The organism is Muricoprocola aceti (genome assembly GCF_025567005.1).
Taxonomy (GTDB): Bacteria; Bacillota; Clostridia; order Lachnospirales; family Lachnospiraceae; genus Marvinbryantia; species Marvinbryantia aceti.
Genome location: NZ_JAOQKE010000015.1, coordinates 27,439 through 45,051 on the forward strand (window position 1 = coordinate 27,439; position 17,613 = coordinate 45,051).

General features: G+C 43.7%; 1 protein-coding gene. It reads right to left on the reverse strand.

The features are described from left to right. Nucleotides 1-17 precede the first annotated feature (17 nt). Complete coding sequence (locus OCV47_RS11210) at nucleotides 18-17,075, reverse strand: PKD domain-containing protein (RefSeq protein WP_262655147.1); 17,058 nt, start codon at nucleotides 17,073-17,075, stop codon at nucleotides 18-20. Between the last annotated feature and the right edge of the window lie 538 nt (nucleotides 17,076-17,613).

Consider the following 17,613-nt stretch of genomic DNA (forward strand, 5'->3'; position numbering starts at 1 on the left):
CACTATCTTATTGCTTTTTATTTCATAACTTTTACTTTGACTTTTACTGTCTTCTTTCCAGCTTTTACCGTAATCACTGCTTTTCCAGCTTTCTTTGCGGTAATGACGCCCTTTCTGGATATTGTGGCAATCTTCTTATTAGAAGTCTTGTAGGTCACCTTATCCTTGGATGTAATCGGGGAAATCAGTGCCATCAGTGTTCTCTTACCTTTCACCTTTAAGGTTACGTTTCTTTCAGAAACAGTAATCTTTGATGTCGCTACTTTCTTTTTCTGAACTGTAATTGTTACGGTTCTGGATATTCCAGATGCAAAATTCAGAGTAATCTTTACCTTTCCTGCCTTCACACCTTTCACATTTCCCTTGTTATCCACTGTCGCAATCTTCTTGTTCGCGCTGGTTGCAGATGCAATGTAATCGCCTTGTGCCATGTTTGTTACAATCTTGCTTAAGGCTACCTTCTGTTTGATCTGCAAAGGAAGTTTTGAGGTAGTCAGTTTCACATTACTGATGAGTTTCGCCACTTCTGCATTTTCTGCATAGCCGCATACACTACAGGTTCGCGTCTTCACACCTGCTGCCAGCGCAGTCGGATGAACCGTTTCTACATAACCGCCCATCCTGTGTGCTACTTTTCCAAGTACCTGATTGGCAACGGTTGTCTCCATGTTTCCTGCCTGATCTGCAAATACCTTGCCGCAGGTACCACAAATCCAGTAGCCTCTGGTTCCTTCTACCACACAGGTAGCTGCCCTTGCATGGGTCTGATTCAGCTGATGTCCTGCTGCCGGAATGGTCAGTTCTTCTGGTGTGGTTGGCTGTGTAGCCGCCGCATCTGCAAATACCTGATGGCAGGTCGTACAGGTCCAGTAAGCATGATTACCGGCAGTAGTACAGGAAGCTGCTTTTGCCTGGGTAGCAGTAAGTGTATGTCCGATTGCCGGAATCACCAGTTTTTCCAGTGTTGTCTCCGTCTGTGCTGATTCATCTGCAAAAACTTTACCGCACGCCTCGCATGTCCAGTATACCTGATTTCCATTTTCCAGGCAGGTCGCTTTTCTTGCTTCCGTCTTTGCCAGCCTGTGTTCTGCAATATCCAGCACCTTCACAACCTGTGTTTCTTCACAGTTCTTACAGATCTTAAATACCATTCCTTTTTCCATACAGGTGGCTGTTTTTGTCTGCTCTTCGCCCCAGTCATGGGATGGCTCACCCGTTGTCACTTTTTTGGTAATTCCGCAGACACTACACTTTTGCTGCTCCACCTGGAAGCAGTTTACACTTTCTGGCTCGACACTGCCATCCTTCACAAATGTATGTTCATTCGTCTTTGGAATCGTTCTGGTCTCCTTTTCTGTGTATCCTGCATGCTTACAGCTTCTTGCTTTTTCGCCGTCCTCTTTACAGGTTGCCTGCCTGGTAACTGTCCATTCACTGTATTCATGTCCCAGTGCCTCGACAGATCTGGATGCACCAGTCACTTTACAGATTTCACATACCTGTTGTTCCTTTCCAGTTTTTTTACAGGTTGCTGTCTCGCCTGGCACTGCTATCCATTTATATTTATGACCAGTCGCCGGAATGGTCTCCTGACGTGTCTCTGTGCATCCATTGTGGCTGCAACTATAAGTCTGACTTCCATTCTCTGTACAAGTTGCCGGTGTCGGTTCACCTTTTACTGTATAGTCATGTCCCAATGACGCCAACGTTCTTACCTGTACTTCCTTACCACAAACCGTACAATTTACAGTCACTTTTCCAGGTTCTGTACAGGTTGCCGATATCGTATTTTCCTTCGCTCCCTGTATATCATGCTTTCCATCTATACAGTCCCCCTGTACGATACGAAGACCTGTAAAGTTTCTGGTAGTAAAGGTGATAGCGCCATCCACATTCCGCTTAAATGCTACTTCTTCTGTTGCTCTCGTCGTTGCAGATACTCTGACCAGCTTATAGTCTGTCTGTGTGAACAGATCTGCCAGCTTCAAGGTAAATACCACCGGTGATTCTACAGACGTATACTCTTTTAACTCTCCATTTGGCTGCAATACCTTTAATGCAATAGAAAGATCCTGATATTTCTTCACAGTTCCTGCAATCTCCTCACTTTCTATTTCACCGGCATTAATGGATATCTCATTTTTTGCTGACTTTGTATCTTCCTCAACACGATCCGCCAGGGAATTCATATCTGCTGTCTGATCCATCATCAACATCGGTTGCATCTTTTCTTCTGTCTGTGTTTCCGTAACTGACACAAGAGCAAGTGTGCCTCCGACCACTGTTGCATCGTCGCACATATTTCCTGTTATCTGAGGTGCATCTACTGTAATCGGCATATTGCGTTCCACTCCCGCAATCTGTTCAGCTGTCACCAATTCCTCATCCACGTGTCCCATTACTCCCAGAACATCTTCGAAGTCCGTTCCATCTGGTCCATAATCAGGTCCATACTCACCATAACCGCCGATAAAGTCAAGGTATCCTGCCTGGCGTTTACTTGGTATAACTCGAATAATATCTATTCCACCGCACCGATAACAGGTTCTGAATTCTTCACCATTTTCATCCAACGTAGAGTCTATTGTGATGATATCTTCACTCCAGTCATGCTCCAGAGCTGACTGCACTTTGTACTGCTTTCTTCTACAATATCTGCATTCATAGGTCATCAGACCATCTTCTTCGCAGGTTGCAGCCTGTGTAACCGTCAAATCCATCCTGTGACCTGTTTTTTCTATCTCCGTCGTTTCAACAGTTCCACATTTTTCACAGCGTTGTTCCTGAATTCCATTTTCTGTACAGGATGCTTCTCGAATCACCGTTGTTTCCCCATATCTATGTCCGGTTGCCGGAATGGAAGTAAAACTATCTGCTTTCACCTGATGACAAATTGTACAAATCAGCTGGCTATGTCCGGCAGTTGTACAGGTTGGTGCTGTTTTCTGCTCCACATAATCATGTGCTGTCATTGGAATCACTTCTGTCAGTGCTTTTGCTTTGCAGCGTGTACAGATCTTGGAGCGACTTCCTTCCCTTGTACAGCTTGCTGGTTCATCGACTGTCCACTCTACATTTGTCAGATCATGACCACGAGCCGGCATCACTTTTGTTTCTGTATAACGGTTTCCATCCTTACAAATCGTACAATTCTGATAGGTACAAGTCCTCTGCTGTAATCCGTCAGTGGTACAGTCAGCTTCTGTCACAATTTTCCATTCACCCATCTGATGTGCTGTCATCGGGATAGCTGTACGGCTGTTTTTCTTTTCTTCCCCACACACTTTACAGATTAGTGCCTGAATACCTTCTTCTGTCGCAGTCGCCGCTTTTATCATTCGGCTCTCCCAGCTATGATCTGTCAGATCCAGTTCTTTTGTTTCTTTTTCGCTGCATCCAGTATTGCTACAAGTTCTCTCTGCCATACCTTTTTTCTTGCAGGTGGAAGGTGTGATCGTATTCCACTCACCAAATGCATGACCCGAAGCTGCTATTAATGTGTAATCTTTTACAGCATCACATCTTATACATTTCTGCTGTGTATAACCATTCTCTGTACAGGTTACCTCTTTGCGATCTGACTTATACTCATGTCCCAGCATTGGTTCCTGCCCGGATATTGTTTCCTTACACCGGTTACAGATCTGTGTATACCTTCCGTTCGTGGTACAATCTGCTTCCTGTGTATAAATCTTTTCATGCAAGTCATGTCCCAGTGCCTCGATAACTTCATAATCTTCTACCGCTCCGCACCTCTTACATTTCTGCTGCGTATACCCATCTTCCGTACAGGTTGCCTTTTTTGAGTCCTCTTCATACTGATGCCCTGTCATATTTACAATTGACAGGAATACATATCCGCATCTTTTACATGTCTGTGTCATCTCACCAAAGGTGGTACAGGTGGCTTGTTTCACCGTTACCCATTCACCATAGTCATGCTCCAATGCAGGAATGCTCTTATAACTGCCTGTCCTTATCTCATTACAGTTGCTGCATCTTTCCTGTTCATAACCAGAATCTTCACAGGTTGCCTCTTTTCGCTCCGTCACATAATTATGACCAAGTGATGGAACCTCTGCCGTCTCCGACATATCACAACTTTCATTTTGGCAACTTCTCTGCATAGAACCAGGCTGCTCACAAGTGGCAGCTTTTACTTCTTTCCAGTCTCCAAATTTGTGGCCTGTTGCAGGAATCATCCGCTGTTTTAACGTTGTTTCCTTCTGTGCATCTGCATCTGCAAATACCAGCTTACATCTCTCACAGGTCCAGTATTCCTGATTTCCTGTTTCTGTACAGGTCGCTGCTTTTGCTTCTGTCCTGTTCAGTTTATGGCCTGCCGGAAGTACTTCTGATCGGATTTCCGTACAACCTTCTACTGTACAATGATACAGCTTTTCTCCAGTTGTGGTACAGGTTGGTTCTGTTACTATTTCACCATCATCCCATGTATGAGTATGTGCCTGTATGGTTTCATCCAGATCTACAATATCATTGATTCGGATCACTTCGGTATTATTCTGTTCATCCGTTTCTTCTGCATCGCAGGTGATCGTTGCCAGGATACTGACATCAGACAGATTTTTATCAACCAGGAAGCTTACATCTCTTTCATCGCCTCCAGCCAGATCTGGCAGGGTTCCTTCATAGAGAAGTTCTTTGCTCTCCAGGTTTTCTGCTTTCAGACTCATACCGCCACTGGATACAATTCCTCTGTTTTCCAGTCCGATCAGCAATTTTGCACCTTCTGCAGTGGTTCCCATGTAAGAGCCATAGGTGATCGCCACCTCTCGCATCTGGCCGCCAATATCAGTCGCATTATCTTCCATGTTCACATCTTCTAAGGTACTGTCAGCTGGTAATACTACCAGATAGTAAGTATTTCCATTGTATGCTTCCGGCACTTTCCAGATAATGGTTCCATTCAGACCATTTTTCACTGTGGCCTCTGCTATCGGAGCACTGCCATCTTCCTTCTCTGATATCACAGCTTTCACTCCGGTTACTGTTCCCGTTCTCACATTGGCTGCTTTAAAGTCTGTGCGCATTTCTGCGCCTGCATAAAGCACTCCATCTGTACTGCTTTCCATCAGTTTCAGATCCGTTCCTAAAGGAATGGATTTGGATTTCAATTCATACCGCACACCATTTTCGGTAATCGCCTGCTGATATACCAGCAATATCATACCATTTTCCACTACAATCTGAGGTGCCGCACACAGTCCAGCCTGCTCTACTGCTGCAAATGGTTCCGTCCACCTTACACCATCCTGAGATACTGTCATATAAATAGATCCATCGTATTTGCTTTCTGACCAAGCCAGAATGATTCCTTTTTCTCCATATGCTGTCGCTGTAAAAGATTCTACATCTTCCAGTGAATCGCTGCATACGATCTGTTGAATCTTCCCGTTTGCTGCGCAAAGTATCTTTCTGTCGCTGATATAATACAACTTTCCTTTGATATATTTCGGATCATATACAGTATCAGAAGAACTGATCGTCTCTGCCTTTTTCCATCTGTTTCCATCATAAGCGCTGTAAAAGATCTCTTTTCCGCCTTGCTGATTCCGGATATTGGCAGTGAGCAGATAGCTTCCATCGGCTTCTTCCAGTGCCAGCTCGGAGATCAGATAACCAGGTACCTGAATTTCGCCCTGACCAGATACTACTTCGCCCTTTCTGTATACAAAGTGTAAGGTATCCGGCTTCTCTACTGTTGCAGTTTCTGCACCTGCTGCATTTTCTACCCATACGCTCAGACCACTCTCTCCATTGCCTGCCCAAACTGGTTTGCTGACAAGTTTTCCATTTGACGCAATTTCCTGAGTTGTCCAGGCATCCGTTGCCGGATCATAATATGCCTGGTAGACAGTCATCTTATCATAGAGTGCATTTGCAATCTGTTCCTCTGTATAAGTTCCACTCATATCTCCGAGGCGCTCCTTCAGCTTTGTCCAGATCAGGCTTGCACCGTTCTCTGTCTTCGTCAGCTTCGGGGACATTTCTATGGTTCCATCTATTGAAATCCTCTTTGGTGTCGTCCAGGAGCCATCCACTTTTCTGGTGTAATAGATACCAACCGGATTATCTTTATCCTCGGTATAATTTACAAATACCATTAAAGTTGTTCCATCTGCCAGAGGCACCACCTGTGGCTGAACATCATAGTAGACACCCTGCGCAAGTGTTCCTGGTTTTCCTTCTGTTTCCTCCGTCTGTCCAAGCCACTGGCTGTCAGCCGGAGCAGAATCCAGAACATATCCTCCTGCATTTTCCTGTGCCGCTTCTGCCACAGCCAAAATCGCTGCCTCATCTGACAGCACACTATATTCCTGGTCAGATAATTCATGCGAAGTTGTTCCGGAATCTGCAAACAGCTCATAATTCTCATTCAACCAAGCTCCTCCGTTCTGGAAACACAGTAAATGGCTTTCCCACCCAACTTCTACTGTTGACAGCATCTTCATATATGGCATAAAGCCCATTTTCAGGCCAACCTTGAAATATGCGCCAAGAGAAGCGAGTTCCTTCATTCCTACCATTCCACCTGCGGAACCTTTTACCTTACCTTCTATGGTTCCACTCTTTAATGCGAAAGAATCTGACAGTTCTTCCAGGAACTGATCTCCTACTTCTGTTTTGCATAACTGCAGGTCCAGTTCTCCGTTTCCTTCAAAGCCAACTTCCGCATAGGCAAGTTTCCACTCACCTTTTGCCAGAGGAACACTCACATTTCCTTCCAGTATAATATCAACCGCCACATCCCATACATTTTTTATCGTATTATAGGTAAAGGTCAGCTGAATTTTAATATCACCGGAAAGTGATGTTCGTTCCGGTTTTCCGTCCTTATCATTGCTAATCGCATAAAATCCAGACTGTTTCTTCGCCTTTTCCTGTTTCAGTGCATAAGCAATGGTTACTTTTCCTGAAGTATCGTAGCTTGCGGTGACCGGAAATTCTTTCTCATTTTCCACTTCAAAGTCATACTGATGAAGCAGCTTCAGTAAAGTATCCTCTTTCTCATCATCAGAAGAATCTTTCGTTCCGCTTCCAATGTTGACCTTGGTATCTTTTCCCTTCTTGCTAAACAGTACTTTTACTACATCACTTCCCTTTAAGAACCATTCTTTTCCATCTGTAGCCTGATTCAGGTCATAAGTAAAGCTATTCAGGAAATTCGGGCGTTCAATTACCAGAAAATGAGCATCTTGGTATGGCACCTGGTAAATCTGGCCATCAGCGGTTTTCACTTTCATTCCAAAGTACAGTTTTTCCCCGGCATCCATATCATTCATATCCAGAAGGAATGTATTACTGGTAAACTCACCTTCTTTTACCACTTTATCTTTGTTGGAAATGCGATATGTATAATTCTGAAATTCTTCTCCATCTACAATCTCCTTATCCAAGGTGAATGTAACCTTTCCAGATGCAGTACCCTTTGGAATAATGGTGATATTTCCAAGCGAATTGGAGCTAAGACTGCAGGACAGATTCTTAATAAAAGAATGTCCCAGTCCATCATCCTTATACAGATAATAGGTTTTCTCTGTCTGTTCGCCTACTGTTACAATATCTTCCAACGGATAATACCCTTCAGCAGTAATACGGATGGTATTTTTTCCTGTCGGAACTGCTTTACCAAAGATATCCACCTTTCCTTCTTTGCCCGTAACTGCACTGGTATTTCCAACCGTTACCGTTGCACCAGATATATTCGCATATCCTCCGTCTTCTTTTTCAACCTGCACACACACGGTCAAATTGCCGGTTGTCGCTGTCTTGCCTCTGACCACGACCGATACAATCTTCCTTGCTCTGCTGCTGTAAAAGCCGATATCATACGCTTTGTAGTTTGTCTTCGTATTTCCATCTGCTGCGCCATCTGATATTCCAGGCAGCCAGTCCGTAATCTCGTATCCTTTCACGATACATGTACCATTTTCATCTGTAGTGACTTTCTTTACATGGCTGTTGCCAGGTTTGTCATCTCGCATGAGATAGCCATCCCGAATGGTCACTTCCATAGAAGTCGGAACATCTTTTCCATACTCATCCTGACGATAAGTCTTAATCATCAGATCCGGCATTTCTGCTTTGAACACTCCGTTTTTCTGCAGATCCAATAATTTTACTTCTTCGCCCACTTCCCCTGTTTCACTGTCATATTCATAGACTTCTATCTTATCTGGGGATATGGTTAACGGTTCTACCGTCTTCATCGTAAAGTTTACGTCAACTCCGGAAAGCTGTTCTGTAATCTGATTTACCAGATAGAATGTAGTATCTTCCGCCCCGATCAGTTCTTCCCAATCATCCCGGTCAATGATGTAATCGTACCAGAGTTCTTCTCCCGTCTCCAGTACTTCACGGCTGGTATTCACAGTACTTGGTCCTGATGCCTTCCAGGATTTTACCAGCTGTACTTTGTCCAGCTTCAGATTCGGACAATATACCGGGTTCTCATCTTCATTTCGAATACCTACTCGAATGGCACCATCAGTGTAATTCAAAATAGCACTTTCTGTGATAATGTCCACCCAGATGTTTTCTCCGCCTCGTACCTTAAACGGCTCTTTTACTTTAAAGGACGCATGGATACTTGCTCCAAAATCTCTCAGTGTACCGGAGAAATCTGCACCTACTTCATACTCACCTGCTTCATCACCACGCAGAATCCAGTGTGCAGATGCACTCTTTCCACCCTGAATTGTTCCCATGGAAACTTCAGGACTGGCAGTTGTATAATTGGAATCCATTAACGTCAGTCCGGAAGGTACTTTTAAGGTTGCCTTACAGTTATCTACATAGAATGCAGAATCTGCCTGATTCAAAACCGTAAGTTCCACATCAAAGAAGTCCTTCAACCAGCTTCCTTCTCCAGGGATTTCCAGCACGGCAATCATCGGCTCTTTGATCGTCATCTGACTGCCATCCCCACCAGAACCGCCACTGCCTCCGCCGGAATAATTCCAGTAACCATCGAAATCCGGAATAGGAATCGGCACCGGTTTGATAATCCGGTCATCTACTTTATATTCTTCATCTTCCCAATGCCACTGGCCACCACTATAGGTACCTTCCACCGGGATTTCTTCTCCTTTGTAATACAGCGTCGTTTTAAACTTGAAGACATTCTGATTGGCTTCCTCGTCCAGCTTGATTCCAGCTGCCTTGATTTCCTCCAGCGTCATACGTCTCACCGTCAGATCACCAACAATCATATCTTTTTTCACCAGAGTAAGAGAAACCTCTGTTGTCTGCTTTTCGGTAATCTGTACTTCCTTCTTAACCGGAAGATAGCCGTCCTTATATGCTCCGATCGGATACATACCCTTGGTTGCGGTAAGTTCTGCATAGCCATCACCGTTGGTATTGATCATTCTCATCTGCTCTGACCCCAGATCAAAGTAGACTCCGGCATCCGATACTGCCGCTCCATTTTCATCATGTACTCTGACACGCACGAATCCTGTACTGTCTTTGTCGTAAATCGTTACATTCATCTGCACAGTTGCCGTATTTTCAGCTGCATCTGCAACCGTAAGTGTTACCTCATAGGTTCCGGCCGTCTCATAAGTGTGAACCGCTTCCATCGTATCTGCCGTAGATCCATCACCAAAATCCCACTTGTAGGAAACGATTCCTGTATCGTCATAAGATGACGCTGCGGAAAATGTCATTTCCACGCCAAGTTCGCCTCTGGAATTAGCTGATATATAGGCATATGGATCTGTCGTATCCACCACCTGAATCAATGGTGCTGTAATCATCACTTCGTTACTGTCCGCAGAGTTGCCATATTTGTCTATAGATCTGACAAAGTAAATATAACCTGTCAAAGACTGTACCGTCGTATCTTCAAATGTATACTGTTCCTTATCTTCCGCCGACTTCTGTAATACACAGATGCTGTTATCCTTTGTCTCACCGGCAGCTCTTCGATACAGATAGAACCCGGCCAGATCCTCTTCCTGTCCGCTTGTCCAAGTCAGTTCGATAGCACTCTGGTCTTCTTTTACTGTTGCTGTCAGATCAGATGCTTCTGGTGCCACATCATCGATGGTATAGGTTCTGGTTACTTCTTCACTGATATTTCCAGACACATCCACGCAAACAGCCTTCAGATAAAACTGTTTCTCTGCTCCCAGGTTGATCTTGTCCCAGTCAACATTGATCGGATATACTCCATTTTGTGCATTTACGCTGATATCAAAAATCGTCTGCCAGTTTGCCCCGTCGGTACTGTAAGATGCCCGCAGGACTTCTACCTCATTATTGTCTTCCACTAATGCCCTGATCTGGCTCCTGATCCCAATCCTGCCACTTGCCGGTGCAATACTGTGAATCACCGGTTTCTCAGTATCTGCCGGAATGGTGACTTCTAAAGATTCACTGTCTTCACTGATATTGCCTGCCAGGTCAGTCACACGAATGCGATATGCATATCTCTGACTGAATTCTACATTTCGATCCACATAACTTAACGCAGTGTAATCCGAAACAAGGATTTCTTCTTTTCCGGTATCCAGACTGGTTCGTACCACCTGATATCCGGCAAGATCTTCTTCCTCGCCACGTTTCCAGGATAGCATTACTTTTTTGCCTTTTGGTTCTGCCGCTTTCAGTCCCTGCGGTGCTGCCGGAGCAGTGCGGTCTATCACATATTCCACAAAAGGTGCTGTCTGCGTACTGTTTCCCTCATTGCCATACAAGTCTGTCGGAATGGCACGTACAAAAACAGATCCTTCTTCTAACATATCCGTGTCCAGTGTATAGGATACTACAATTGTGGTTCCACTCTTCTGCACTTCCAGACTGGCAAGCTCTGTCCATGCAGACTTATCCCTGGAAGTTTGAATCAACAGCGCATTGACTCCTGTATCATCTGATACCGTAAACTGCATCGAAATTGTGCCTTTACATCTCATTGCTTCCGGCGAAATATCATAGATCACCGGTGCTGTCATATCCTTTGTTGTAGATGCCTCGATCGGATCCGACTCGGTTCCCCGGTTTCCATATGCATCGTAAGCTACTACGCGATATGTAGCTTTTGTTTCCGGAGAAAGGCCGGAAATATTAACTCCAAGAGTACTGTCTGCTCTCTGTATTGCAGTCCAGCTTCCATCTTCCTGCTGCTGTTCTACCTGGAAATAGCCAAAATCCTCATCTGGCACATCAGCCCATGATAAGGTAATGTTCGTAGAAGTAGCAGAATATGCCAGTCCGGTCACTTTTTCCGGTCCCTGATTATCAATGGTATACTCATATACGGCTGTGCTGTAAGCACTATTTCCATAGATATCTTCTGCCAGGAATCGCACCTTAATCACAGCTTCTTTCCAGATTGTGGTACCCACTGAAAAGATTCCTTCACTTCCGGCGATTACCTGATCCAGTGTTTCCCATTCTAATTCATCTGCGCTGACTGCCCATTCCATCTTGATGGATTTCACTGCCGTATCATCACTGGCAGCTACTGCAAATTCTTTCACACCATTTAATACACTGTGATTTTCCGGCGAAACACGCTCAATCTCCGGTGCCGCACTATCTGGTATATAACTGATATCATCTCGTTCAATTACAAAACTATGCTTTTCTTCATTTCCAGAGTTGCTCCAGAGTCCATCTGCATGTTCCAGCAGATAGATTCCTTCTCCATTCGGCACCTCAGCAAATCCGGAATAAGAAAATTCCTCTCTGGTTATCCATTTCCACTGACTGCCGTCTCGGAATCCGCCAATCCAGCAATCCGTAACAGCGGCTTCCTCCATAAGCTGTCTGATATAGGTACTTTCTGCCGCAGTCGTAACGGTTGCCAGATGTCCACCGGATTCCTGCGCTTTTGCAACGGCCTCCGTCCAGGACAACGCTTCCGAAACTATTGTGTAAGTATGGCCTTTCTTTGGAAGGATCTTTGTGCTGTTTTCCTGTACTGCTTCACAATTTTTGCAGACAATCGCTGTCGTTCCTTCTTTATCTTCCGTTGGCTCTTCCAGTACTTTTTCTTCCCACTGATGTCCTATAGCAGGAAGAATCTGATCCTCTGCCGTTGTTTCCGTATTGCCAGCTTCATCTGAAAAAATCTTGCCGCATCGATTACAGATCCAATAAGCGTTATGACCATCCTCCGTACAGGTAGGTGCTACCTCTTCTATCTTCGTCATATCATGACCAAGAGCTGCTGTCACCTGATTCTTGGCAGTCGTCTCTGTGCTTCCGGTTACATCTGTATAACTCTTGCCACACCGATTACAGTTCCAATACGGATCCAGGCCTGGCTCCGTACAGGTTGCCTCATACCCTTCCGTCTCTGTCATATCATGTCCAAGTACCGGAAGTTCTTCTGTCTCTGTATACCTTGTCCCATCTTTACAATATACACAGTATTCATTGATACAGCTCCTGCTTTTTTCTCCTGCTTCTGTACAGGTTGCTTCTGCCGTAACACTCCATTCACCCATCTTGTGGCCGGTCATTGGAATCGGCTTACGACTTCCTTCTTTTTCCTCCTTACATCTGGAACAAATCTCTGCCTGCATACCATCTTCGGTATCTGTAGCTGCCTGCAGCACTACAGTTTCCCAGTCATGCCCTAATGGTTCACGTATGATCATATCCATGGTTGTCGGTATAAAAGTAGTCTCCATCAAATCAAATGCACCCTTACATAACGGGCAATACCAGTAAGACCAATTCCCAGCCTCTGTACAGGTTGGCTCTTTTTCTTCTATCCATTCCATCTCTCTGAAATCATGCCCAAGAGACGGAAGTACACATGCTTCTACGGTTGTTTCTACTGTCCCATCTGCATCTGCAAATACCTTTCCACAAACTTCGCAGATCCAATAGCCTTTTGTTCCGTCTTCGATACAGGTTGCTTCCTTTGCCTTTGTTTCTGTCAGTTTATGTCCCAGTGCCGGAATCTCCTCATAACTTCCTTCCAGCAATTCTCCACATACACTGCACTTTTTCTGAGTATATCCTTTTTCCTCACAGGTAGCTTCTTTTCTGTCCACTACATAATTATGAACATGTTCGCCTGGCTCTTCCGCTTTTTGTACCGTTACCGTATGATCCTCTTTCTCCTCGTAGTAATGAAATGCCACATTATAAGTTTTATCTGCTTCCAGCGTATAATATCCATACTGCGGAAAAAGAGCCCTCTGTGTTTCACTGTCGTAGACTTCAGCAAACATATTTTGCTCTGTTCCGGTTATACAAAGCTGATAGCTGCCTTTTTCTGGCGGTGTGAAAGAATACATTCCAAAGTTTTCTCCCGCCTTGATAACCACAGCTTTTTCCAGTTCCAGTATGCCGGTATAATCCCAGGCTTTTACCGGAAGATCCACAAAAGTACGATACTGGTTGCATTCCACTTCTACTCGAAATGTATCCATGTTTATCCATGAACCTTCTCGCTGTAAAAACATTCCACTGTAACGTTCCTTTTCCTCATCCATCAGAAGCTCTGTACTTCCGTCTGAATAAGTTACTTCTGTTTTTAACCAACGGTAATCCAACAATCCTATCCCGGCATAAGCTGCCAGATCTTCTGGTACCTCTACAATTTTCAGACCTGCCACATTCTTCTTTATTTTCGAAATGGAAAGCGTATAAGGAATCACAGGATCTCCTCTGTTTTCTGCCACATTAAAATAATAGGTTCTTCCTCTCTGCTGCTTTACCGTTGTCCTGTTGACGCGGGTATCATTTTCATCAAAACTGTTTCCATTCGAAAAAGAGGCATTTTCTATAAAGTTTCCAAAGTACACACCATATCCCTGTGCCGTTGTCTGAAACACATAATTTCCTGTTTCTTCCGGAACAAACTTAAAGTAGGCAGGTGCAGATGCCTGCACTTCTTTCTCGGCAGTCACTTCTGTTGCACAGTCTTCCACAGCTCTGATCGGAAACCGGCCTTCTGTCACACCTTTTTCCTCTGTACGCACAGACACATTCAGATCACATTCCCCGTTCGTTTCCGATTCTACTTTTTCTACTTTAATATCATAAAATCCATTTCCATAATCATCTGATTTATCCGTTACTGTTCCATTTGAATCACAAAAAAGAGGCACCATCCCTGTTGTATCATCTGTATAAGTCACGTATAGATACAATTGTCCAATGTACTGCCGCATGGAATCTCCATGCACGTAATCAAGTTCTGAACAAATCTCTACACTCTGGATCGTCTTTTTCACCGTTTCTTCCGTCGCTGTGTTTGCCTTTATAATACGGAACTGATAATCTGCAGCATGTTCCGCCATCACCACATATCTTGTTCCGGCTTCTGCATTTATGATATTTCCCAAATTGCTAAGCTGATTATCCAGATTCTCATAGAATGTAATATTCGCATAGTCTGTCCCCTGATATTTTACGGTATATGTTCCAGCTTCTTTCGGAATAAAAGTATAAAAATATCTTCCGCTTCTGCCAGTCACCTCCACATTCTTCTCTGTGGTAATCTCCGTCATCGCAGCAACATCTGGTTTTACCACTTTTACTGTCGCAGATGTAATGCTATCTTCTTTCATCACTTTTTTCAGAATCTGTGAGGAAAGACTGTTTTCATTCCAACTATCCATACCAGCACGAGACACTTCCGGAATAACTGTATAGGTTCCTGTCGGACAGGTTTGATACATATTCCAATTATTCCCCTGCATATCCCTGATTTTATATTGGAAGCGGTTTCCATAACAGTCTTTTTCCATGTACTGTATCCATCTTCTGCTTCCATCAGTGTACGTTACATCAATTGCCAGATTCTGCCTGTTCCATGTATCCGGTCCCGAAAGCAGGTCGTCTCCGTCATATATCACAGACATACTGGTCGGTAAGATTGCCTTCTTTACGGACACTATCAGACTGGTCACATCTGAATCCAGATCTGCCACTGCATAATACGTTCCGGCTGGCAGTGCCGCATATTCCGTATATGTATCTCCATTTGCTGTTATTTCCACTTCATTTTCATTTGTATCATATACTTTCAGATTTTCAAAAGGAACATTTGCACTCAGCTGATAGATCCATTCATCCGCAACTGTAAACTGATAACGCATAGTATGCGTTTCATCCACGTCCATCTTCTGTTCCTGATTCTCTGTTACCACCTGCTTCGTATACTCTGCCAGTGATACCACCCGGAACCTTCCTACTTCTACAGTCTGTCCTTCTCCATAGCGAATCTGATAAATGTAGGCACCACCCTCTTCCAACGTATCCACCGGATCGCCTGTTTCTTTTATGACTTCGCCTGATATTTCGCTGCCGTACTTTTCTCCTTTATAAAAAACATCATTACTACCATCTTCACAGGTAGCTTTTAACAAAATATCCGGATTTGGCATATCGTTTCCCTTCCGGTAAACTGTTTTCAGATTATGCTCCACTACTTCCAGCGATTTTATATTTTTATGTTCGGTAAGACAAACCTGATAATCTCCTGCTTCTCCTGTACTGCGTAATCTTGTTTTCAGGTAATAGGTCTTTCCAGCCTGCAATGTCATCTGTATAGAGAAATTTCTTTCTTCTGTATCATTCTCGTTGTTTGCTAATTTTGTACCAGTTTCATCATATAACTCCCCATACACATCACAAGAGCCATAAGACTGCAGCTGCACGGTTTGATCTTTTTCTGGTGTGTAAGAAAACCATTGCGCTATTTTGTCTTCATTAAGAGAAACCGCATACTTCTTATCTGGTCGCATTCTCGTTACACTTACTGCACCGCCGTGAAATGGTGTAGGCTCCTCTTTGTTTATCTGTATAACGTAAGTATCCTCTATCTGTGAATCTGCCTGACACTGAATATGAACCGTATATTCTCCCCGTGGCAGTTTTTCCCACATACCATATCGCTGGCCGTCTGTTCCTTCCACATACGCATAGATTCCATTTCCATTGCCATCGATATTGTCCCAACTTCCAATTTCCGTGAATTCTTCTGATTCACCATTACTGTAACGAAATTCCATCTTTTGTAACCGTATATGGTTCTGAGATACTCCGGCATAAAACTCTGTTTTACCTGGTGTTACCTTGATCGCTTTTACCGTTTTGATTTTTCTTATTTCTGTTCTCCATGTATAGTCTGTTCCATCTGATGGATAGGGACCACGAAAACCAATGTAATAGGTGTTTCCTCCTGTAGCCGAAAATGTACCATTCTGTGTGTATCTAACTTCTCCGTCACTTGTGTAGATATTCAGATTATTATATTTATCAATCTTATAAGTTCCCGTCTCAGCCGGAGTAAACCGATACCAGTTATGGAAATGTTCTGAATCCATACTGATAATCTCATTTTCTCCAAGACTCAGTGCAGGTAATTCTGCATTCGCTGCTTCTCTCAAATGATAGACATCATCACTGGCTCCGATTTCTTCTCCATCTACCAGAAAAGATACTGCATAATCTCCCTCTTTCAATATCTCTTCCTGGCTGTAAATTTCAGAATCATCTTTTCTCTTTAATCTTATCGAAATTGCATTTCCTGTTTCATCTATATAGGTCTCAGCATCTGGCCATTTTATCGTTTTGCTCTCTCTGTCCGGATAATGGATCGTAATCTGTGAACCGGCTATGATATGAAAATCCATTCCATTCAGATATACTTCTTTCTCTGGTGTGATATCTGTCACGGATGTTATTTCTCCATGCACCTGCGCCAATTCTGTGGTCCAGTCATTACCCCAACATCCGGTTGTTTCATTCTTTGCCGGTCCTTGGAATCCAAGATAATAGATCACTCCCGCAGTCGTCTGAAAACTTTCATGAGAATACCCTGCTTCTTCTATCCCAGCCTCTGTCTTTTGGAAAACAGAAAAGCTGGTGCTTGTTCTGAAATAGTACTTTCCTGTCTCTGGAGCAACGAACTGATACCATTGCTTTTCAAGCTCTCCGCTGTGAATCGTCACAGGTCCTACTTTCAGTACCGGTATCTCTGCATCCTCCAAATTTACCACATGATAAGCTACCTCCGTCTGGAACTCTTTTCCATTTATCTTACAGATCATATACCAGGTGCCTGCTGACATAGGCGTCATCTCTGTATCCTGCTTGGTCTCACCTGTATCTTCATTTTTTTAATAAAACGGAATCGTATTGCCATATCGGTCTGTGAACTTATCATTTCCAACCTCACAATTTTCTGTAACACCATCAGAATATGTTACAGACAGTTTGGTATTAAAGGCGATTCCACAACCGTCCAGTTCACTGATAAACTGTTCTTTTTCCGAAGTTCCGGTAATCCTGGTAATCGTTACCGTTTCTGCTGATTCACTGGAAGATTCCTCTCCTCCGGCCGACGTATCCTATCCGGCTGTATCTACTGAGCTATTCTCCGATTCTTCATCCGTTTCTCCTCCAACGATCTGTTCCCCTTCACTTTCAGAGTCATCCATCTGTACCAGCGTTTCTGTATTATTGTATTTTTAGACGATAAGACATACTTTCTTTCCATTTTGTCATTTTTTATCCGTCACAATATACAGTTATATAACAAAATGTTAACTTGAATTGTTCACCATGTCAATCTGCACAAGAAAACTTTTTTTGTATTCTATATATACAAGAACGGGG

Coding starts and splice junctions, on each gene's coding strand:
- OCV47_RS11210 (WP_262655147.1), bottom strand. CDS start 17,075: ATGACGCCTATGTCAGCAGGCACCTGGTATATGATCTGTAAGATAAAT.